Annotated in this window: 20 protein-coding genes and 1 pseudogene; 12 read left to right on the top strand and 9 right to left on the bottom strand. The window is 38.8% G+C overall.

Annotation, left to right across the window (positions count from 1 at the left end):
* The first annotated feature begins 44 nt into the window (after positions 1 to 44).
* Positions 45 to 803, top strand: a complete 759-nt coding sequence (locus tag AW165_RS04835; RefSeq protein WP_032036199.1) for an AcfC family putative adhesin — start codon at positions 45 to 47, stop codon at positions 801 to 803.
* 71 nt (positions 804 to 874) lie between these two features.
* Here AW165_RS04835 and AW165_RS04840 read toward each other — a convergent pair whose 3' ends face one another.
* The 5 genes from AW165_RS04840 to pncB all read right to left on the bottom strand — a co-directional run bounded on the left by AW165_RS04840 (position 875) and on the right by pncB (position 6,132).
* The gene (locus AW165_RS04840) at positions 875 to 1,294 is read right to left on the bottom strand and encodes a hypothetical protein (RefSeq protein WP_017387600.1); all 420 of its coding nucleotides are present in this window, start codon (positions 1,292 to 1,294) and stop codon (positions 875 to 877) included.
* A gap of 130 nt (positions 1,295 to 1,424) precedes the next feature.
* On the bottom strand, positions 1,425 to 2,645 hold the full coding sequence (locus AW165_RS04845) for an acetamidase/formamidase family protein (RefSeq protein WP_060465119.1): 1,221 nt from the start codon (positions 2,643 to 2,645) through the stop codon (positions 1,425 to 1,427).
* Positions 2,646 to 3,072: 427 nt separating this feature from the next.
* Entirely contained in the window at positions 3,073 to 3,924 is an 852-nt protein-coding gene (asd, locus tag AW165_RS04850; RefSeq protein WP_002119172.1) for an archaetidylserine decarboxylase, read from the bottom strand.
* Positions 3,921 to 4,769 carry a sulfurtransferase gene (locus AW165_RS04855; protein ID WP_060465120.1) on the bottom strand — a complete coding sequence of 283 codons (849 nt, stop codon included), beginning with the start codon at positions 4,767 to 4,769 and terminating at the stop codon, positions 3,921 to 3,923. Before AW165_RS04855 ends, asd begins: the two co-directional genes overlap by 4 nt.
* A gap of 148 nt (positions 4,770 to 4,917) precedes the next feature.
* Positions 4,918 to 6,132 (bottom strand): nicotinate phosphoribosyltransferase, encoded by a 1,215-nt coding sequence (gene pncB / locus AW165_RS04860; RefSeq protein ID WP_060465121.1) that lies wholly within the window; start codon positions 6,130 to 6,132, stop codon positions 4,918 to 4,920.
* Between the two features lie 168 nt (positions 6,133 to 6,300).
* Here pncB and dtd point away from each other — a divergent pair, with 168 nt between their 5' ends.
* Positions 6,301 to 6,744, top strand: coding sequence for a D-aminoacyl-tRNA deacylase (dtd, locus tag AW165_RS04865; protein ID WP_060465122.1), 444 nt, complete (start codon positions 6,301 to 6,303; stop codon positions 6,742 to 6,744).
* Positions 6,745 to 6,788: 44 nt separating this feature from the next.
* On the opposite strand, the gene AW165_RS04870 is transcribed toward dtd, so the two are convergent.
* Both AW165_RS04870 and aciT read right to left on the bottom strand, forming a co-directional pair.
* Entirely contained in the window at positions 6,789 to 7,268 is a 480-nt protein-coding gene (locus tag AW165_RS04870; protein WP_060465123.1) for a hypothetical protein, read from the bottom strand.
* Positions 7,269 to 7,519: 251 nt separating this feature from the next.
* Positions 7,520 to 7,855: a ciprofloxacin tolerance protein AciT gene (aciT, locus tag AW165_RS04875; protein WP_002119105.1), complete on the bottom strand. Its 336-nt coding sequence runs from the start codon at positions 7,853 to 7,855 to the stop codon at positions 7,520 to 7,522.
* 113 nt (positions 7,856 to 7,968) lie between these two features.
* Here aciT and AW165_RS20260 point away from each other — a divergent pair, with 113 nt between their 5' ends.
* Positions 7,969 to 8,241, top strand: a complete 273-nt coding sequence (locus AW165_RS20260) for a hypothetical protein (protein ID WP_060465124.1) — start codon at positions 7,969 to 7,971, stop codon at positions 8,239 to 8,241.
* A 23-nt stretch (positions 8,242 to 8,264) separates the two neighbouring features.
* Here AW165_RS20260 and serB read toward each other — a convergent pair whose 3' ends face one another.
* The gene (gene serB, locus AW165_RS04885; protein ID WP_005804373.1) at positions 8,265 to 9,488 is read right to left on the bottom strand and encodes a phosphoserine phosphatase SerB; all 1,224 of its coding nucleotides are present in this window, start codon (positions 9,486 to 9,488) and stop codon (positions 8,265 to 8,267) included.
* Between the two features lie 59 nt (positions 9,489 to 9,547).
* On the opposite strand from serB, the gene AW165_RS04890 reads away from it, so the two are divergent.
* From AW165_RS04890 to glmS, 8 genes are all read left to right on the top strand, one after another.
* Positions 9,548 to 10,855: a hypothetical protein gene (locus AW165_RS04890; RefSeq protein WP_081410545.1), complete on the top strand. Its 1,308-nt coding sequence runs from the start codon at positions 9,548 to 9,550 to the stop codon at positions 10,853 to 10,855.
* A gap of 240 nt (positions 10,856 to 11,095) precedes the next feature.
* A complete protein-coding gene (gene ribBA / locus AW165_RS04895; protein WP_002119278.1) occupies positions 11,096 to 12,217 on the top strand; it encodes a bifunctional 3,4-dihydroxy-2-butanone-4-phosphate synthase/GTP cyclohydrolase II in 1,122 nt (373 codons plus the stop codon).
* Positions 12,218 to 12,228: 11 nt separating this feature from the next.
* Positions 12,229 to 12,699: a 6,7-dimethyl-8-ribityllumazine synthase gene (ribE, locus tag AW165_RS04900; protein ID WP_002119264.1), complete on the top strand. Its 471-nt coding sequence runs from the start codon at positions 12,229 to 12,231 to the stop codon at positions 12,697 to 12,699.
* A gap of 3 nt (positions 12,700 to 12,702) precedes the next feature.
* Entirely contained in the window at positions 12,703 to 13,152 is a 450-nt protein-coding gene (gene nusB, locus AW165_RS04905) for a transcription antitermination factor NusB (RefSeq protein ID WP_002119137.1), read from the top strand.
* Positions 13,153 to 13,168: 16 nt separating this feature from the next.
* Entirely contained in the window at positions 13,169 to 14,086 is a 918-nt protein-coding gene (gene thiL, locus AW165_RS04910; protein ID WP_060465126.1) for a thiamine-phosphate kinase, read from the top strand.
* Positions 14,064 to 14,579 carry a phosphatidylglycerophosphatase A gene (locus AW165_RS04915; RefSeq protein ID WP_016143831.1) on the top strand — a complete coding sequence of 172 codons (516 nt, stop codon included), beginning with the start codon at positions 14,064 to 14,066 and terminating at the stop codon, positions 14,577 to 14,579. Before thiL ends, AW165_RS04915 begins: the two co-directional genes overlap by 23 nt.
* A gap of 16 nt (positions 14,580 to 14,595) precedes the next feature.
* Complete coding sequence (gene glmU / locus AW165_RS04920) at positions 14,596 to 15,960, top strand: bifunctional UDP-N-acetylglucosamine diphosphorylase/glucosamine-1-phosphate N-acetyltransferase GlmU (protein ID WP_060465127.1); 1,365 nt, start codon at positions 14,596 to 14,598, stop codon at positions 15,958 to 15,960.
* A 12-nt stretch (positions 15,961 to 15,972) separates the two neighbouring features.
* Positions 15,973 to 17,811, top strand: a complete 1,839-nt coding sequence (glmS, locus tag AW165_RS04925; protein WP_060465128.1) for a glutamine--fructose-6-phosphate transaminase (isomerizing) — start codon at positions 15,973 to 15,975, stop codon at positions 17,809 to 17,811.
* A gap of 240 nt (positions 17,812 to 18,051) precedes the next feature.
* Here the strand turns inward: glmS and AW165_RS04930 are convergent.
* Positions 18,052 to 18,346 (bottom strand): annotated as a pseudogene (locus AW165_RS04930) (hypothetical protein).
* A 999-nt stretch (positions 18,347 to 19,345) separates the two neighbouring features.
* Here AW165_RS04930 and AW165_RS04935 point away from each other — a divergent pair.
* Entirely contained in the window at positions 19,346 to 20,563 is a 1,218-nt protein-coding gene (locus AW165_RS04935; protein WP_060465130.1) for a hypothetical protein, read from the top strand.
* Positions 20,564 to 20,625 lie beyond the last annotated feature (62 nt).

The following is a 20,625-nucleotide window of genomic DNA, read 5'->3' on the forward strand; positions in this document are numbered from 1 at the left end:
AAAAAATATATGCTGATATTTTCTTAATTACGATAGCGATTAAAATGCCAAAACAAAAATTTATACCCTACCTGATTTTTCTTATTCTCGGTTCTCTATCTATCCATAGTTTTGCAGATGTACAAGTATATGGTCCGGGTGGGCCAGCACCTGCTATGAAAGAAGCCGCCAAACAATTCACCAATAAGACAGGAATAGCAGTTCATGTGACTTCTGGTCCTACTACTCAATGGTCTGAAAAGGCGAAACTAGATGCAGATGTTATCTATAGTGGTTCCGAAGCCATGATGTCTGATTTCGAAAATACATTTTCTGAGCAAATTATAAAAGACTCGGTAGAACCTTTATATTTACGCCCCGCAGCGATTTTAGTGAGAAAAGGAAATCCTAAAAATATTAAAGGATTTAAAGACCTCGCTAAATCTGGCGTTAAGGTTTTAGTTACACATGGTGCAGGTCAAGTTGGTATGTGGGAAGATATCGCTGGCAGAACCGGAAATATCCAATTAACAAAAGCTTTTCGAAAGAATATTGTTACCTATGCAGCCAACACAGGTATTGCCAAGAAAAACTGGGAAGAAAATAGCAGCTATGATGCTTGGTTAGTCTTTAATATTTGGGGAGTTAGTAACCCAGATGTTGGACAAATTATTCCTATCGAACCAGAGCTAGTTGTCTATCGCGACACAGGTGTAGCCTTGACTAAACATAGTTTAAAAGATGCCGAGGCTAAACGTTTTGTAGAGTTTCTATCTTCACAGCAAGGCAATACTATTTTCAAAAAATATGGTTGGACTAAATAATTAAAAAGGGAGCCAAGCTCCCTTTTATTTTTTAAAATTATTCACTCTAGTTCACCTAGAATATATTCGTTTCAAATTAAATATACGCCTGCAGCATATAAAGCACCGAGTATTAAACAAAAGGCTGAGCTGACGTACCAAAATAAATCACTATTACCAACAAATTTTGACTTTAACCATGGAAAAGCAAAACCACGGATAAGAAAAACCGCTGCAACAAGCGATAAAATAATTTTGGTAAAAGGTAATATCTGTATTCCCTTTGCTGCAAAGAAGGCATATGTAGCACATACTGTTAGAATTAATCCTACAGTTATAGCTGTAAAATTAGGATACCAGTGTCCTCTTTCAACCATCTGGACAATACTTTTACCAGCCCCTAAAAACCGAAAACCATTTGCTCCCCAGAACACACAAACAAAATGAAGTAATGCGGCACAGAATGTTAATAGTGCAGCCAAATATAGTAGAACGTTAGGAAGTGATTGCATTAGATTTTATACTAATCAATATATGTGAGATTTATTATACTTAATTATAAAATATATAAAAATTATAAATAGTTAAAATAAAATTAACTTGGTATTTAATATTTTAAATACCAAGCTCAGATCATCTCAATTATTTACTTTCAAACTCTTTAAAATCAGCTTTTCTGATTTTTGCATGGATCCCTTTGGTTTTATCTACTACTTGTGAAACTTCAAAATCAGTTGCGGCACTTAAATAGGCGTACGCTGTCGCTTCATCAATACCGTATTCTTGGTTTAAGAAACGAATGGCTTCACGTGTAGACTTTTTCATCGCTTCATCAAGATCTTCATCAAGTCCCGGTGTAATCCAAAACTCAGCATTTTCAGCTAAAGGTTGTTTTAAATCTTTGCCCGGTATTTTGTCCTTACCTGCTTTGAGTAAGGTAAATTTCAGTGTGGCGCGGGCTGAAGCTTCTAGTGCCGTTAATGCCACTTCTCCATCGCCTTGCGCGAAATGACTATCACCCGTATAGAATAATGCACCTTTAACCTGAACAGGATAATACGCGGTTGAACCTGCACCTAGTTCATTAATATCAATATTTCCGCCATACATTGCAGGTGGTACAGAGTGAACAGGCTCAGACGTATTGGCTGCTACCCCCATAATTCCCATAAAAGGATACAGCGGAAAACGTATTGATTTACCCGATTCTGTTTTTAATACTCCTTCGTATTCACCTTTAGCATTTTTTTCAATTGGAGTAAAAATCGATACATTTCCATAGCGTTCAGGATGCTCAGCCGATGCATTTTCTTGCTTTGCTTTTTTAGGAAACTCCCCTACTAAAGCTCCCTTACCATGTCGATTTGAAATCACACCGTAAGGAACACGCGGCTCAACTTTAAGTACCTCAACTTTCAAAATATCACCGGGCTGTGCGCCTTCAATTGCAACAGGGCCTGTCACAATATGTGGCCCATCTTTATGAAAATCATGCTTTAAATTTGACTGCGTAATTGTTTTTGCATCTTCCAAGATTTCATTAGATTTGACACCTTTCGATTGAAAGAACTTTTCAGCATTACGCCCTTGGTCTTCAAGCAAACCTTCATGAGAAACCGTATCAAATGTCACAACACTACCCGACGGAACAGTAAGCACGGGTTTAGCATCTCGATTTGGTAAATAGCCCCATGTAATGGTATTTAAAGTAGATGGAACATAATAATTACCTTTATATTCCCCAGTTTGAAGTTGAGTAGGCTGTTTTGAAATTTGATTTAAAACTTTAAAATCATTGGCATGAGTGAGTGAAATACAAAGTACAGATAAAACTGAAGCTGTCAGACATTTAACTTTTAACATGATTTCAGAACCTAAAAAATATGAAAGTTACAATAAGGTCCTGAATAGTTAGCAAGCATTGTGCCAAGGCTAAAGTTGTGTAATATCTAAAAAGCGCTTCATGCTTATAAAAAAACTAAATAAATTTTTTAGATTTAATAACTTATCTTCAAATAAAATTAAAACCTCGACTTAAGTCTAACTTAAATATTTCATTCTATTTTTATTTATTAATTTTTAATCATATTAATATTTTGCTCTCTTCAGATACATATTTATAGACTAGCTTATATAACGTACTCATTTAGATCACTTAATAATAATTATATTTCTATATAATATAAATCCAAACATAATTATATATTTTAGGTTTATATAATTTAAATCAAAAAAAACCCTGAATAATTAAAGTCAGGGTTTACTTGTTTTTAGGGAGCTATATAACGGACTAAACGGTATGTCCCATGCGCTCGCCCATTACAACTACAGACTCAGCTTTAAAACGTTGTTCCCATTCGATCTTATCTTTTTCAAATAAAATAACAGCTGTAGAACCTAAATAAAAACGTCCAAGCTCAGCACCTTTCTCTAGCTTTAACTGATGATGTTGTAATTCGATACGGCCTGAAGGTTTTACCTTGCCTGTTGCCACAGTTTCAATACCAGCAACAATCATCGCACCCACTAGAACAACAGCCATACGGCCAAGTTCAGTATCGAACAAACACACCATACGTTCATTACGAGCAAATAATCCAGGTACATTTTCAGCAGTGACCTGATTTACCGAAAATAGCTCGCCTGGCACATATAATGTTTCTGTTAATGTCCCTGCAAATGGCATATGAACACGATGGTAATCACGCGGTGATAAATAAACTGTCGCGAACTCACCGTCTTGGAATGGTTGAGCAAGTTGTGGATCGCCAATTAATTTCTCTACAGAAAAACTTTGACCTTTTGCTTGAAAGACTTCACCCGCAGTAATTTTACCAATTTGGGAAATTGCGCCGTCCGCTGGTGACACAATGCTATCTGCATTTTCGTCAACGAGACGTACACCTTCTTTTAATGCACGGGTAAAAAAGTCATTAAAAGATTTATATTTCAGTGCATTGCCTTGTTCAGCAATCGATAAATCAATCCCATATTTAGCTTTAAACGCATGAATAACAGCGTTTTTCACAACTGGATTTTCACTCGCAGCAACTTTACCTACCACACGGCTCAATTGATGCTGTGGTACAAGGTTTTGTGCCTTAATAAATAATTCTTTTTTTAATCGAGATGTGAAACTCACGACGGTGATTCTCCAGTAATAATAGGACTATCGAGGCGATTGCCCCATTCACTCCACGCACCATCATAGGCTTTTGCTTCCCAGCCCAAGAGTTTAGCCAGAATATAGGCCAAACCGGAACGGTGATGTGACTGGCAGTACACAACTACAGGTTGTTGTAAATCGAACCCAAGTTGTTCAAGGCGCTGCCGCGTGCGTTCAAGCGGATGCAATTTTAGATGATTTTGACGATTAAGTGCAGTACTCCATTCAAAATGGAGGGCATTTGGAATGTGACCGCCGCGTCGCGCTGCTAAACGGACACCACTATATTCATCACTCGTCCGGCAATCCCACAGTTGCACACTTTCTTGCTCAACTTGTTTGCGTAGCTCTTCATAGTTCACACGGAACTGAGCGGCATGTGATAAATCAATTTGAATTAAGTCTGTAACAGGAGAAATTTTTTCAACTTCTGCTGTAGTTGGTAAGCCTGCACCTAACCATGCATGGATACCCCCGTTAATTAAACTGGTACGGGTAAATCCTAGACAATGCAAATTCCAGATTAAACGCCCAGCCCATGCCCCACCTTCATCGTCATAAACCACAACATGATGATTAGGTGAAATATTCAATTTTTCAATCAGTGCTTGTAAACCCGCTTCATCCGGCAAAACACCAGTTGCTTCTTCATGCTGAGCCACTAACCATTTAGGCTGTAAATGAATGGCATGTGGAATATGGAGTTGTTCATAAACCGATGCACGGCTCAAATCTATAATGCGAATATATTCATTGCCTAAATAAGGCACTAATTCTTCTGCTTCTATTAATAAATCGAGTTTAAAATCAGGGAGTGTCATCGTCATGGTTTCTTTTTATACCAGCTTATTTTCAATCTTAGCATAAGCATATATCTAACAAACTCTGATTTTCTGCTACGCTTTAGCAGAAAATCAGATATCAGCATTCTCACTTTTAAAAATAAAAAATAGCGAGACTACTTTTTACTTAAACCACTTCTTCAAGTTCTTCGATTTCAAAAACCTGACGTAAATAGGCCAAGAAAGTATCGTTGTCAGTCATGGTTTTACCCGGACTATCAGAGATCTTCGCAACTGATTGACCATTACATTCAACCAGTTTCAGCACAATATTTAGCGGCTTTTGCCCCATATCGTTGGTTAGGTTAGTACCAATACCGAAACTCACCTGAAAACGATCTTTAAAGTATTGATGCAATTCCCATGCCTTTGGCAAATTAAGGCCATCGCTAAAGGTCAGCATTTTGGTTTTGGTATCAATTTTTAATTTACGGTAATGTGCATACGCCTTATCACCCCATTCATACGGGTCGCCACTGTCATGACGTAAACCATCAAATAGTTTGGCAAAATAAAGGTCAAAGTCGCGTAAGAAAGCATCCATCCCTACCACATCAGTTAGGGCAATTCCTAAATCTCCACGGTACTCTTGTACCCACGTTTCTAAAGCAGCTTTTTGGAAATCACGCAAACGTACATCAAGTGCCTGAAACGCTTGTAGGAATTCATGTGCCATGGTCCCGATCGGTGTAATGTTAAGCTCTTTAGCCAGCAACACATTACTTGTACCCCGGAACACATTTGGTACAGTTTTATGAAATGCCGCTACGACATGTTTTTGCCAAGCAAAGCTATAACGACGACGTGTACCAAAATCAGAAACTAAAAACGGTGGATCGTTTGGCTGTTGAGATTTTTCATATTGCTGAATCAAATCGAGTTTTGCTTGTAAACGGCGTTCGCCTTCGGCCCAAACTTGGTCTGTTTTGATACGGCTAAAATACAACTCGTTTACAATCGCCAGAACAAAAATCTCGAACATCATCGCCTGAACCATCGGTCCTTCAATATGAATATCTAAACGGCCTTCTGCATCAATGCTAGCCTGAATAAAACGACGTTTGAGTTGGAATAATTCTAAGTAATCGACAAAGTCACTTTTAATAAAGCGTAATTTTCGTAAATATTGTAGCTCGTCTTCTTTATATTTAAGGCTACACAAATGGTCGAGTTGCTCGTTTAAGTCATCCAAAATATCCACTAATGGATAGACTGTATCTTCTAAGTTTCTGCAACGAAAATGATAGACACTATGCGTTTGCGGGAATTTATGCAGAACCACTTGTAGCATCGTAAATTTGTACAAGTCTGTATCTAGTAAAGAATGGATAATTGGAGACATAGTCAATGATTATTCGCTTGCTTCTTAGCATTAAAGCATATTTTTATGGATGAATTACGAGGTTTTATACCATTGTTGCAGTTCCATGAAATTTCCTTTTAAAAATCATTTAATTTAAATTCTGCTAAACTACGTTAATTCAATTAATTATAGAAATTTGCTTTAACTATGCGCGCTTTAATACAACGAGTTCTTGAAGCTAAAGTGGTTGTAGACGATGAAACTACAGGCGAAATCCAACACGGCCTACTGGTGTTTTTAGGCATTGGCCGAGATGATACTTTGGCTATTGGTCAAAAGCTTATTGATAAAATTTTGAAATATCGAATTTTTGATGATGAACAAGGCAAAATGGGCTGGAACGTGTCTCAAGCAAATGGTGGAATCTTGCTTGTGTCACAATTTACCTTGATGGCACAAACACAAAAAGGTCTGCGTCCAGACTTTGGCCCAGCAATGCCACCTAGCGACGCAAAAGCTTTATACGAGCAATTGGTTGAATATGCGCATTCTCAATTTGAAAAAGTTCAAACTGGAATATTTGCTGCTGACATGAAAGTACATTTAATAAATGATGGTCCGGTGACATTCAATCTGGAAGTCGGAGCATAAATATAAAAAAACTCCCAAAATGGGAGTTTTTTTATAGCTGGATATTAGCGACCAGTTTTCTCTTTAATGAAAGCACGCGCCTGACGTACTTTATCTTTCACTGGTTTTGGTAACTTAGGTGGAATGAGCTTAGCAACTTGGTTGAACCATACCAATAGGCTGAAGTCACCTTCCATTTTAATGCTGCCGTCTTGCATACCCGTCATAAATGCTGTTGGGTCACCTTTGATCAAAGTTTTTACACCTTGCTCACTGTCTGCAAATTGCAAAATAAAATCAGCCTTTTCAGGTACGCCTGCAACGGTATCAATCTGACCATTATTAATAATGATTTGACGTGCAACACCTAAATCCGTACCGATCTGAATACGGAATGCGCGGTCATGAATCAGTTCAATAAACTTAGGGCTAGTACGCGCCAACTGCTTCATACGCAGCACTAAACCTGCTACCAACAAATCTAATGGGTCTGTACTGACATCAACAAGAGGTAACTTGACTACAGGTATGGAAGAAAGTTTCATGAACATTCACGCCTATTGTATTTTTATGAAAACTTTAGAGCAAAACTTAGCAAGGTCATACCATTGCCTATGTTTTATGCATCAATTGATATTTTTTAGCTGGCAACGCAATCTAGATGAAACGTCAACAGACCCATCTATCGTAGCATAACTGGCTATTTTTTAATAAATGCTTTGTATAATAAAAATCACGTTTCGTAAATGAAAAAGGCATGCTGTGCATACCTTTTTACCGTTAGATAACAATTTAATTATCGGCTAGAACATTGCTGCTGATCATCTTCATATACTGGCGTGTGTTCTATATATTGGCGATTTGCCAATGCCTTTTGTGCTTGTTTATCCTCACGTAACAAAATAAATGTAACCATTACCATCGCTAGACTTAATGCAGTTAAATAACTATATGTGACTGGCATTTCAAAAGTGACTTGAACTCCAAAACGGACCACTTCCAATAGCCCCCAAAAGAACATCCCTGCAAGCATAAAACCAAGCCAACGACGGTAAGGAGAAAAGAAAACAGCAACAAGCGCGACAGCAATTAAGCTGAATCCGGCGATAGCGGCAAAATTCGCTGTTACCATAGAAACCTCCGTCTTAATGAAAACGTCTAAAAACATTCGGTCTTTAATACCCGACCTCATTCCAAAAACAACTTTAATTCATGATTTGTGTTGAAGCTTACGATGCATTATGGATGTTTTTTTTTAGAAAAAAAGACCCGTTTTTTCTTAATGCGACATACTTTGTCGCAACATTCTTTTGTCATTACATTTTTGTAAAATTCAAAAAGTTCGATTCCCTATATGGCATCAATTCTGGCGTGTCATTACAAAAAAATATGCTGTTTTTAAGGACCAAAATAAGTTTTTTTCAGATTTTTTTATTGCTTTTTTTCTGTGCAAAATTTTGTCATAACTTGCTTGTTTTTATGACTATTCTGCATAAAAAAAGCGCTACTCTGAAGTAGCGCTTAAAGCTTATCCATATAGGTTAAGCACGATTTAAATCTTTATCATGCATACCGAGTAAATAAAGCACACCATCTAAACCAACACTTGAAATTGCCTGATTTGCATTTTGGCGTACTAATGGTTTTGCACGATAAGCAACGCCTAAGCCTGCAATCGCAAGCATTGGTAAGTCATTTGCCCCATCGCCTACTGCCATCGCTTGCTCTAGAGAAATCCCCATCTTATTTGCAAGTTCGCGTAATAACTCAGCTTTACGGGCGCCATCTACAATCGCACCTTTTACTTCGCCTGTTACGAAACCGTCTTGCACATCTAAAATGTTAGCGTGAACTTCATCAATACCGAGTTTGCCTTGTAAATATTCAGCAAAATACTGGAATCCACCAGATAAAATTGCCGTTTTATAGCCAAGTGCCTTTAAGGTCGAGATAAGACGCTCTGCACCTTCGGTAATGGTTAAACGCTCTGCAATTTTAGGTAAAACAGCGGCATCAAGCCCTTTTAATAATGCAACACGTGCACGGAAGCTTTGCTGGAAATCAAGCTCACCTTGCATTGCTCTTTCAGTAATTTCAGCAACTTGTGCCCCTACCCCTGCTTCAATCGCCAACTCATCAATCACTTCTTGTTCAATTAATGTTGAGTCCATATCAAAACACACCAAACGGCGGTTACGGCGATAAGCGTTGTCTTCTTGCACAGCAACATCAATATTTAATTCGCTTGAAAGAAGCAAACATGCAGCACGCATGGCTTGTGCATCTAAAGTTGGGCCACTACTTAGACCAAACTGTACACAGGCACGACGTGGGAATGCGCTATCCTTTTCAAAGTCTACACGACCTGATAAACGCGTTACTGTTTCGATGTTAAAGCCTTGGCTAGACACAATTTTTGTAACTGCTTGTAAGTGTGCCGCAGTGAGTTCTGGGGCTAAAGCCGTGACGATATAACGAGTCCGACCACCTTCACTTACCCATTGATCGTATTCTGCGCCCGTGATTGGTTTAAAGCGCACTGTTAAGCCAATATCATGTGCTAAAATCAAAATCTCTTTCATTGCCAATGCGGTCGCAGTTTCATTATCAGAAGCGACCACAATGCCTAATGTAAGTTGATTATGAATAACAGCCTGACCTACATCCAGTATTTGCAATGAATGTACGGATAGTACTTGCATTAATCGGGTAAACTGGTTTGGTTGGTCCGGTCCTAAAAAGGATATAAGAATGATTTCTCGCATGAATTGACTCTAGTCTGAGTGACAACTATTGTAAGAATCATAATCGAATTTCAATATAATTGCCTTGGAAGTTTAACTTGATTGCGCCTAGACAAGGGCTATTTGCTAGCCTACTGATCGTTAGTTTTGCATTGCATACCTTTTTATTGGTCATTGCAACGACACACCAGCTTAATGAAAACCGTGCGAGTCAAGGTCAGCTCATGACCAGTCAGCTCGTTGCAGACAGCTTATCTGAGCTTGAACCTGCTAATACGGTGTCTTTAGCTCTGATTGCCAATCGCTATGCGACCAATCCAAGTGTTGCGTCTATTCGCATTCTTGATGCGAACAAACAGGTTCTAGCAACAAGCGGAATTTCAAAAACCCGCCAAGGCGAAATTTTTGCTCGTGATGCCCTTCAAAATGAAAAGAAAGTCGGATCTATTGAAGTTACGTTGATTCAGCCAAGTATTGGAGAAATTCTTCGTACTCAATGGCTTGCAATTTTAGCTTCTCTGTTTTTGCATGTTTTATTATGGCTTGCCTATCGCGCGATTGCTCGTCCAACACGAAGCGAATATTTGGCACGCATTAATGAAGAAAACCGCTTGAAGCATGAAATTCAGCAGTTAACTCAAGCATTGGCTCTAGAAAAACAAAATACGGTAACCTTAGTTGCACAAGCTCAGCAACAAGCTAAAGCGAAACCAGCAGTTCGCCAACAAGCTGAGAAAACTTCAGATTCAGCTGACCAACATACGTTGGCACTCAATATTCAGTTTTATGACCCTAAACAGTTATTAAGCAGTGTTAACCAATCGGTATCTGTTCCTTATTTCAAACTCTGCCAGCTCTTTTTAAACAAGAGTATTGAGTTATGCGTTAAGCATTATCAATTGAAGCTCACAGATATTGAAGTAGTAGATGAGTTTAATGCCGACGGCGCGACACTTGCGATTTCAACCTCTCATACGCATGCTGTAGAATGTCTGCTTATGATTGGAACCGTATTCCAATTACTTTCAGATGTTTTATATAAACGTTACCGTGAAGATAAACGTTTTGCGCTGCAAACTCGTAGTGCAACGTGTAATGCTGTGGAAGCTATGCAAATCGATGCAAAAGAAGCTGCTCAACGTTTAGCACAGCATCTTCATGCTAAAGAGTCTGCTTTATATCTTGAGAATGAACAGCTCAAAGCAATTCAAGACAGCTACCAACTTGTTGCTATGCCAAACCCAAGCAATGTGATGACACGTCATGCATTTATGATCAATGGTATGAATGCAGAATGTGCTGAACTTGCCCAAAATATCCGGACTGAAATTTTAATGGGGAAAAAATCAATTCCACAAAATGATAGTCCAAGTAGTGCAGCTTCATAAAAAGTAACTACGCGCATCAGAACCTAGCCTTTTGGCTAGGTTTTTTTTATTTAAATTCATAGCTTTTATTTAAAACCCCTCCTTTTTCTTATGATTTATTTGTATAAATAAATCTCGATCTATTCTTAGATGTCACAAATTTGGATAAATCAGAATCATAGGCAAAATTCTCTAAACAGCGTAAACTATGCAAAATTTATTAAATAGAAATTGTCTTACGACAAAAAAAGGTGAAAGCGAATGCCGCTGAGTCGTGTTGAAGATCTTGTCGCCGATATTCGTGCAGGCAAAATGGTTATCTTGATGGATGACGAAGATCGCGAAAATGAAGGTGATCTTGTCATTGCAGCAACGCATGTTCGTCCTGAAGATATTAACTTCATGATTACCCATGCACGTGGTCTAGTTTGCCTAACGCTAAGCCGTGAGCGCTGTAAACAGTTAAACCTTCCATTAATGGTTGACCAAAACGGTGCTCAGCACAGTACAAACTTTACCTTATCAATTGAAGCTGCCGAAGGTATTACCACGGGTATTTCAGCAGCAGAGCGTGCACATACTATTCAAGCTGCTGTCGCAGCGCATGCAAAACCAACTGATATCGTACAGCCGGGTCATATTTTCCCGTTAATGGCTCAACCAGGCGGTGTTTTACATCGTGCAGGTCATACTGAAGCAGGTTGTGATTTAGCACGTTTAGCAGGTCTTGAACCAGCTTCTGTCATTTGTGAAATCATTAATGAAGATGGCACAATGGCACGCCGTGCAGATTTAGAAATTTTTGCCGAGAAGCATGGCTTAAAAATTGGTACAATTGCGGACTTGATTCACTACCGCATGACTAATGAGCAAACGGTTGAACGTCTGGATCAAAAAACCATTCAAACAGAATATGGTTCATTTGAACTTTATCGTTATCGTGAGATTGGTAACCCGGACATTCATTTAGCTTTAGTTAAAGGCGAGCCAAAAGAAGGTGTTACAACAGTACGTGTGCATGGTTTTAGTCCAATTCGCGATTTGCTTAAGCTGAATAAAGCTGATGGTGAACCTGCGTGGAATTTAGACCGTGCCCTACAGACAATTGCAGCGAGTGATCGCGGTGTTTTAGTCTGGATCGGACAAGATCATTTGCAAGACTTGGGACCAGCGTTGGATGATTTAAATAAGCCAAAACCGGTGAAATCCAATGCAGCACTTTCACATCAATATCAAACCATTGGTGTCGGTGCTCAAATTTTGCGTGATTTAGGTGTTGAAAAAATGAAGCTTCTTAGCTCACCATTACGTTTCAATGCCTTATCTGGCTTTAATTTAGAAGTAGTGGAATATGTCACTGCTGATCAAATCACAACGAAATAATCGAGGTTGCTATGGCAATTCGCCGTATTGAAGGTTTATTACATCTCGCAAGCGAAGGTCGTTATGCGATTTTAGTGGGTCGTTTCAACAGCTTTGTTGTTGAACACTTATTGGATGGTGCAATCGACACATTAAAACGCCATGGTGTAAATGAAGATAACATTACTGTTATTCACGCTCCTGGCGCATGGGAACTCCCGATTGTTGCTAAAAAATTAGCTACATCAAACCAGTTTGATGCCATTATCGCACTTGGCGCAGTTATTCGTGGTAGCACACCACATTTTGACTTCGTTGCAGGTGAATGTGCAAAAGGTTTAGGTGTAGTCGCGTTAGAAAGCAGCTTGCCTGTCATCAATGGTGTATTAACTACTGATAGCATCGAGCAAGCCATCGAACGTTCAGGTACAAAAGCAGGAAACAAAGGTAGCGAAGCTGCATTGACTGCTATTGAAATGGTTAATTTATTAAAGGCAATTTAAAGCATGTCTCAAACACTGCAAGCCGCTTATGCAGCAAAACGTAAAGCACGTCGTTTTGCTGTACAAGGTATTTATGAGTGGCAAATGAGTCACAACCCTGTACATGAAATCGAAGCACGCACCCGCGCTGAAAATGCAATGCACAAGGTAGACTTAAACTACTATCACGAACTGCTAACACAAGTGATTGCACAGCACGAAGATCTTGATGCATTACTTATTCCGGTACTTGACCGTGAACTTAGTGCACTTGATGGTGTAGAGCTAGCAACATTACGCTTGGGTGCTTACGAATTACGTGATCATTTAGAAGTACCTTACCGAGTAGTTCTAGATGAAGCTATTGAACTCGCTAAACACTTTGGTGGAGCAGATAGCCATAAATACATTAATGGCGTTCTAGATCGTTTAAGTTCAACACTACGTAGTGCTGAAAAACAACAAGCAAACTAATAGGTTTGAAGTTGATATGGCTGAGTTTTCTATTATTGACCAATACTTTAACAGACAATCTTACACAGATGTCACCTTGGGTATTGGAGATGACTCAGCCTTAATTACCCCTCCCGCAAACCAACAATTGGTGATCTGTGCAGATACACTGGTTGCTGGACGTCATTTTCCTCTTGATACTTCTGCCCATGCAATTGGCTGGAAAAGCGTAGCTGTTAATCTTTCAGATATTGCAGCAATGGGGGCAAAACCGCATAGTATTTTACTGGCGCTCAGCCTACCTACAATTGATCATGAATGGCTTGAAGGATTCAGTCAGGGTATCTATGACTGCTGTAATCAATTTGGCGTTGCTCTTATTGGCGGAGATACGACTCAAGGCCCTCATCTCACCATTACTGTTACGGCCATGGGCTGGATTGAAACCGGACAAGCCGTGTTACGTTCAGGTGCCAAAGTCGGTGACTATGTTTGTGTGAGCGGTCAAGTTGGTGATGCAGCGTATGGTTTACAGCACCTAGGTCATCCATTACAAAAAAGACTAGACTACCCGACCCCACGTTGTCAGCTTGGACAGCAATTGAAGGGATTAGCCTCTAGTATGATTGATATTTCTGATGGATTAGCCCAAGATTTAGGCCATATATTAAAAGCTTCAAAGGTCGGTGCCCTATTACTTTTAGAAAAGTTACCGATTGATTCAACGCTAGAAGAATTACCAGAACAGCGGCGCTGGCAATATGCGCTAGCTGGTGGCGATGATTACGAGTTATGTTTTACAATAACACCGCAAAATTATGAAAAACTTTTGCAAAAACAACTAGACATTAAGATTACAATGATCGGAGAGATCGTTGAGCAAACACAACTAACTTTTGAGCATTTGGGTTCAGATTACCCATTGCAAATTCATGGATACCAACACTTTGCATAAGCCACCGATTCATTTTAAGGACATGTCTTGGTTCAACCGCTGCATCGTTTTCTGTGGAGTTGGTTTCGGATCTGGTCTCGCACCTAAAGCACCTGGTACTTTTGGCTCTGCCTTTGCCCTACTTTTCGTTCCAATCTGGTTATCGCTTGGCTTTAACTTAAGCTTGATCGCTATTCTCATCATGTCCTTGGTGGGAATTTATATTTGTGGTCAAACTGCAAAAGTTATTGATGTACACGATGATGGTCGTATTGTGTGGGACGAGTTTGCAGGTCAATCTATTACCTTCCTTCCCCTGCTTTATTTACAACAAATGAATTGGATGTGGGTGATTGGGGGATTTATATTATTTCGGATTTTCGATGTTTGGAAACCTTGGCCTATACGCGTTATTGATCGTCAAGTGCATGGTGGTTTTGGTATTATGCTTGACGATATTATTGCCGGTGTATGGGCTGCTCTTTGTACACTAATTATTATCCATTTGAGTTAAATCATTAGAGTTATACATGTCAACTACCGTCATTATTCTTGCTGCTGGCAAAGGAACGCGTATGCGTTCTCAGCTTCCTAAAGTACTACAACCTTTAGCGGGTCGCCCACTTTTAGGACATGTCATTCAAACAGCAAAAAAAATACACGCAGAAAATATTATTACGATTTATGGACATGGTGGTGACCACGTCAAACAAACTTTTGCACAAGAAAAGATTCAATGGGTTGAACAAGCAGAACAATTAGGTACAGGTCATGCGGTACAAATGACTTTACCAGTACTTCCTAAAGACGGTATTTCATTAATTCTTTATGGTGATGTACCTTTAGTACGTCAAACAACGCTAGAGCAACTTGTTGACGTTTCAAGTAAAACGGGCATTGGCATGATTACTTTACATGTCGACAACCCAACAGGTTATGGTCGTATCGTTCGTCAAGAAGGTAAGATTCAAGCGATTGTTGAACATAAAGATGCAAACGAAGCTCAGCGTCAGATTCAAGAAATCAACACAGGTATTTACTGTGTTAGCAACGCAAAACTTCATGAATGGTTGCCTAAACTTTCAAATGAAAATGCGCAAGGCGAATATTATCTAACTGACATCGTAGCAATGGCTGTTGCAGATGGTCTAGAAATCGCATCTATTCAACCAGAACTCGCTTTTGAAGTTGAAGGGGTCAATGACCGCTTACAACTTGCTGCACTTGAACGTGAGTTCCAGCAACAGCAAGCAAAAGAGCTGATGCAACAAGGCGTAACTTTTGCAGACCCTGCACGCTTTGACTTACGCGGTTCTGTGAAAGTTGGACATGACGTTCGTATTGACGTAAATGTGATTATTGAAGGTGACTGTGAACTGGGCGATTTTGTAGAAATCGGCGCTGGTTGTATTTTAAAGAACACCAAAATTGCAGCAGGCACTAAAGTTCAAGCCTATAGCGTTTTTGATGGCGCAGTTGTAGGTGAAAATGCTCAAATTGGACCATTTGCACGCTTACGCCCAGGCGCTAAATTGGCAAATGAAGTACATATCGGCAACTTTGTTGAAGTTAAAAATACAACGATTGGATTGGGTAGTAAAGCTAACCATTTCACCTATTTAGGTGACGCAGAAATCGGTGCTGAATCGAATATTGGGGCAGGTACGATTACTTGTAATTACGACGGTGCAAATAAACACAAAACCACTATTGGCGATGCCGTTTTTATCGGTTCTAATAGCTCGCTGGTTGCTCCGGTAACCATTGGGAATGGCGCAACAGTTGGTGCGGGTTCTGTGATTACGAAAGATGTAGCCGAACAAAGTCTCTCCTTTGAACGTGCGCAACAAATTTCAAAAGCAAATTATCAACGTCCCCAAAAGGTTAAAAAATAAGAGGATTGAAGTATGTGTGGTATCGTCGGAGGCGTTGCAGAACGTTGTGTAACCGAGATTTTAATTGAAGGTTTAAAACGTCTTGAATACCGCGGTTATGATTCTGCGGGTGTTGCTTTACTGAATAACCAACAAATTTTACGTGAGCGTCGTGTAGGTAAAGTTATTAATCTTGCCGATGCAGTTGCTGAACACCAGCTTACAGGGGCTATCGGGATTGCACATACCCGTTGGGCAACACACGGTAAACCAACTGAAAACAATGCTCACCCGCATATGTCTGGTAAGGTTGCTGTTGTACATAACGGTATCATTGAAAACTACCAAGAATTAAAAGACGACCTTCAAGCTTTAGGTTACGTTTTTACTTCTCAAACAGATACAGAAGTTGTTGCACACTTAGTTGCTGAAGCTCTAAAAAGCACAGATAGTCTTTTAGAAGCTGTTGAAACTGTTGTACCTCAGCTTAAAGGTGCTTACGCCCTAGGTATTATCCACAGCGATTATCCAGATGAACTCATCACTGTACGTGAAGGTTCGCCTCTAGTCATTGGTGTAGGTATTGGTGAAAACTTTATTAGTTCAGACCAACTTGCACTTTTGCCTGTAACTAACCGCTTTATGTACCTAGAAGAAGGCGATATTGCACGTCTTACTCGTACTTCAATTGAAGTATTTGCAAATGGCGAACGCGTTGAGCGTCCAGTACGAGAGCTTGATGCAACTGTAAGTAGTGCATCAAAAGGTGAATACAAACACTACATGCTCAAAGAAATTTATGAGCAACCAGAAGCAATCAAGCAAACAATTTCTCAAGCGCTTGATGGCAACAGCTTACGTGATGATTTCTTGAAAAATGCTGATGCAGATTTCAACAAAATTCAAAGCGTACAAATCATTGCTTGTGGTACAAGTTACCACTCAGGAATGATTGCGAAATATTGGTTTGAACAACTGATCGGCGTGCCTTGCCAAGTTGAAATCGCAAGTGAATTCCGCTATCGCACCCCTGTAATTGTTGAAAATACACTTTATATTTGTATTTCTCAGTCAGGTGAAACTGCTGATACTTTAGCTGCACTACGTGAAACTCAAAAGCGTGCGAAAGCAAACAATATCGATATTCAGACTTTGACTATCTGTAACGTTGCGACGTCTTCAATGGTTCGTGAAACTGATCATCACTTATTGACGCTTGCTGGTCCTGAAATTGGTGTTGCATCAACTAAAGCGTTCACGACTCAGCTTGCTGCGCTTATGTTGTTAATCTTGAAAATTGGTCAAGTTAAACAACGTATTAGCCCTGCTCTTCTTGAAGAAATTACACGTGAGTTATGGCACAGCCCGAAAGTTATTCTTGATACGCTTAAACATGATCCAGAAATTTTGCGTTTGTCTGAATTATTCGTTGAAAAAAATCACTGCTTATTCTTAGGCCGTGGTACGAATTATCCAATCGCATTGGAAGGCGCATTAAAGCTAAAAGAGATTTCATATATTCATGCAGAAGGCTATGCAGCTGGTGAGTTAAAACACGGTCCATTAGCACTTGTTGATAATGAAATGCCGATCGTCATTCTTGCTCCAAATGATGAAATGCTTGATAAGCTCAAATCAAATATGGAAGAAGTTCAGGCACGTGGTGGTGAATTATTTGTTTTCGCTGATGAAAATAGCGGAATCAATGGAAAAGACCGTCAACACGTTGTGCATATTCCAGCAGTAAACGAATGGCTAGCTCCAATCGTTTATAGCGTACCAGTTCAGTTGTTGTCTTATCACGTTGCTGTATTACGTGGTACAGACGTTGACCAGCCACGTAACTTGGCGAAGTCAGTAACTGTAGAGTAATTCAAAAGATCATTATTAAGGCATCACCTGCTTTAATAACTGATTGATTAAGCCCGATATGTATAACTGCATAGCGGGCTTTTTTATTGCCTTCATACCGCTACACAGAGGCTTTTCCACGAAAGAAAATCTAGTTTAATAGTAGAGAACACCCCCATCTAGGACCCTATGTCACAACGGACTTTTACTTTTGCACTGATTTAAAGTTTGAGAGATCATTGCGACACAGAGATAAAGGAGCTAAGCGAACTTAGCCCATTTCATTTTTGTCGCAGCGTTGAATGCTGCTAAACAAATTAGGGGCAAAGTCCTGTGGGAGAAAAGGACTTTGCAAACTGGTGTGTTTTAAACGTTGCACGATTTGAGGTGAATACACTTGCGCGAGCTGTTGGCAAACACAATCGCAACTGGCTTGCATGTGTTCATCTGATAAACAAATTCTTTTAAATTCCTGCTGAGCATTGGCATCATCATTTGTAATACTGTAAGCACCGACCACAAGGTTTAAAACTAATATAAATTTATGAAGTTTCATATTATTCTCATGATTATTTATATCTTTAAATAAAATAAAAATATGATTAATTTAAATATTAAAATAATTTTTTAAATAACAGTTAATCCTCCTACAAATATAGGAAAACAAAATAATTAAAATTTTAAAATAAAAATAATTTATAAATTTAAAAAATCAGGATATAGAAAACCCAAATTTTAAATAAATAAAATAGTTAAATGAGAGAGAAAATGAGTTTGAATTGTGGCATAGCCAACTCCTTAAAAATGGAGTCCTACCACCAAATCACCGTCAATTGATTAGGGTGGCAGAACGAAAGAGGGTTAGCAGACTGACCTAGCGACCAGCACGCGCGAACGCGTCCCCCTTCCGCCCTACCATAGAGAAAAAGGGGGCACAAAGGTTCCACATGGGAAATACTCAGAAAGTATAACCCATTCGCTAGGATACGGTCTGCTAAAACCGACTGGCAATGTAGGCCAGCAACGAAATATTAATCGGTATAATAAAGAACGTCAATTTATTTTAATGAAAAAGTTTAAATATAATAATTTAATTAATGTTTATATAATATTGAACCTTATTTTATATTTATAGCTTTTAATTAAATTTAAAATATAAACTTGGGTTATATATATTTAGTTAATAAAATAGATTAATCGTTAATTCTAATTTAATAGTTTATATAAATACGTCTAAGATGAAGAATATCTAGGGATAAAACATCTTATAGAACGCCCTACTCCATAAGTTGATAAGCGCCCTCTCTCCCCATCTTTTCTAGAACTTATTTCTCTATAGCTTTATTGAATTTATAAAGTTCTAAAGTATAGTCTCTGGTGTTTATTAAGACATTCTAATAAATACAAATAAATCAACATGTTATATACAAAAACCAACAAAAACACTTGGCTTTTTACATGAAAAATCATGATATAAATCACGCTTCGAAATTTGCCTAATAACTATAAATTTCGACTATTACAAAAACTTTCTAATTATAAGGAGCGACTTATCATGGCTAATGGCTTTCCAGGTGGAAACTTTAGAATCGTTAACAAAGAAACAGGTGCATGTATCGCAAGCGCATACGGTGGACAAACCCATGGCTTACAAGATGCTGTAAGTTCACTTGGAGAAACGGGTAAGATAGCTTACTCGCATACAAATGATCGACTATTTACAGTACATGACAAGGTTAAAAACATAGAAGAAGAACTTTGGTATTTTGACAGCCGCGACTATCGCAGTGGGCGAGAGAATAAGCTATACAACAAAGTTAAAGATATTCGTTCTAGTTGGGTGCTGGGTGCTTATGTTAAGACAGATGCGATTGCATATAAATTATTAGACAAGGACTTAGAGCATTTCCTCAGTCTTTTACCACAGCAAGATGAAGAAACACTCGCCCACTTAAAAACCAGTGATTGTCTTGATATCGTTAGTCTATTAGATACCTTTATTGATAGTAACGGCGAAGAAACGATTAAATCGGAGCTTGTTGGTAAACTTGATGAGACTAAGCTGAATGACTTTTTAGATGCAGTACTCGCTCATGAGTCAATTCGTCACATCGAACAAAAGTTCCATGAATATGCTTCCTCTCCGTTGCTATTTTTAGATATTCCTGAACTTAAAGATTTACCTAATAGCCCTTTCACTCAGCATAACGAACAACTCTATAAGATTATTCTTGCCTCTGTGCAATTAGATGTCTTGGATCAAAAAGATTGGACTACAAGGTCAGAGTTCCGATTGCATTTACGCCATGACAATATCGATGCTCTACTAAAAAATATGAAGAAAGAGAGCATGGCGGAGCTTCATGTAAAAGCATATAAAGAATATGAAAATACTCAAGACCTCAAAAAAGAAGCCGTAAAAGTCCTTTTAGAGCTTAGAAAAACTCTAAATTTACATACGAATGAAAAAAATATGGATACGGTCAAAAAGATTTTAAAAGTCAGCTTAAAATCAAATGAATCTTTTGAACAACTGCAAACAGCATTGAACAGTACCAATGGTAAAGAAATAAAACCAGTGAATTGGCATAGTGGCGATGTTTTCTTACAAGGCGCGGGTCGTCAGTACCAAACTAATTGGGCATTTGAAGATGGTTATATCTTTGTAGAAGGCCAACCAAATGCTGTACTGACACATATCTGGGGTTCATCTGTAGGTATTAGTCAACGATCTGATGACCCAAACCAACGTTGGGAACTTAAAAGTGCTTAATAGACAGTGACTCTAAAAGCTAAATAAGCTTATTTTCAATCATCCAAAGAATTTAAATCATT

This window comes from Acinetobacter sp. LMB-5 (assembly GCF_001541635.1).
Lineage (GTDB): Bacteria > Pseudomonadota > Gammaproteobacteria > Pseudomonadales > Moraxellaceae > Acinetobacter > Acinetobacter pittii.

What these genes read in the sequence shown, in the direction of transcription:
- aciT (WP_002119105.1), bottom strand. Translation starts at nt 7,855, where the DNA reads ATGGTAACAGCGAATTTTGCCGCTATCGCCGGATTCAGCTTAATTGCT.
- glmU (WP_060465127.1), top strand. Translation starts at nt 14,596, where the DNA reads ATGTCAACTACCGTCATTATTCTTGCTGCTGGCAAAGGAACGCGTATG.
- AW165_RS04935 (WP_060465130.1), top strand. Translation starts at nt 19,346, where the DNA reads ATGGCTAATGGCTTTCCAGGTGGAAACTTTAGAATCGTTAACAAAGAA.
- ribBA (WP_002119278.1), top strand. Translation starts at nt 11,096, where the DNA reads ATGCCGCTGAGTCGTGTTGAAGATCTTGTCGCCGATATTCGTGCAGGC.
- ribE (WP_002119264.1), top strand. Translation starts at nt 12,229, where the DNA reads ATGGCAATTCGCCGTATTGAAGGTTTATTACATCTCGCAAGCGAAGGT.
- AW165_RS04840 (WP_017387600.1), bottom strand. Translation starts at nt 1,294, where the DNA reads ATGCAATCACTTCCTAACGTTCTACTATATTTGGCTGCACTATTAACA.
- AW165_RS04870 (WP_060465123.1), bottom strand. Translation starts at nt 7,268, where the DNA reads ATGAAACTTTCTTCCATACCTGTAGTCAAGTTACCTCTTGTTGATGTC.
- AW165_RS04845 (WP_060465119.1), bottom strand. Translation starts at nt 2,645, where the DNA reads ATGTTAAAAGTTAAATGTCTGACAGCTTCAGTTTTATCTGTACTTTGT.
- AW165_RS04835 (WP_032036199.1), top strand. Translation starts at nt 45, where the DNA reads ATGCCAAAACAAAAATTTATACCCTACCTGATTTTTCTTATTCTCGGT.
- thiL (WP_060465126.1), top strand. Translation starts at nt 13,169, where the DNA reads ATGGCTGAGTTTTCTATTATTGACCAATACTTTAACAGACAATCTTAC.
- AW165_RS04855 (WP_060465120.1), bottom strand. Translation starts at nt 4,769, where the DNA reads ATGACACTCCCTGATTTTAAACTCGATTTATTAATAGAAGCAGAAGAA.
- serB (WP_005804373.1), bottom strand. Translation starts at nt 9,488, where the DNA reads ATGCGAGAAATCATTCTTATATCCTTTTTAGGACCGGACCAACCAAAC.
- glmS (WP_060465128.1), top strand. Translation starts at nt 15,973, where the DNA reads ATGTGTGGTATCGTCGGAGGCGTTGCAGAACGTTGTGTAACCGAGATT.
- dtd (WP_060465122.1), top strand. Translation starts at nt 6,301, where the DNA reads ATGCGCGCTTTAATACAACGAGTTCTTGAAGCTAAAGTGGTTGTAGAC.
- AW165_RS04915 (WP_016143831.1), top strand. Translation starts at nt 14,064, where the DNA reads ATGGATACCAACACTTTGCATAAGCCACCGATTCATTTTAAGGACATG.
- nusB (WP_002119137.1), top strand. Translation starts at nt 12,703, where the DNA reads ATGTCTCAAACACTGCAAGCCGCTTATGCAGCAAAACGTAAAGCACGT.
- AW165_RS20260 (WP_060465124.1), top strand. Translation starts at nt 7,969, where the DNA reads ATGTTTTTTTTTAGAAAAAAAGACCCGTTTTTTCTTAATGCGACATAC.
- pncB (WP_060465121.1), bottom strand. Translation starts at nt 6,132, where the DNA reads ATGTCTCCAATTATCCATTCTTTACTAGATACAGACTTGTACAAATTT.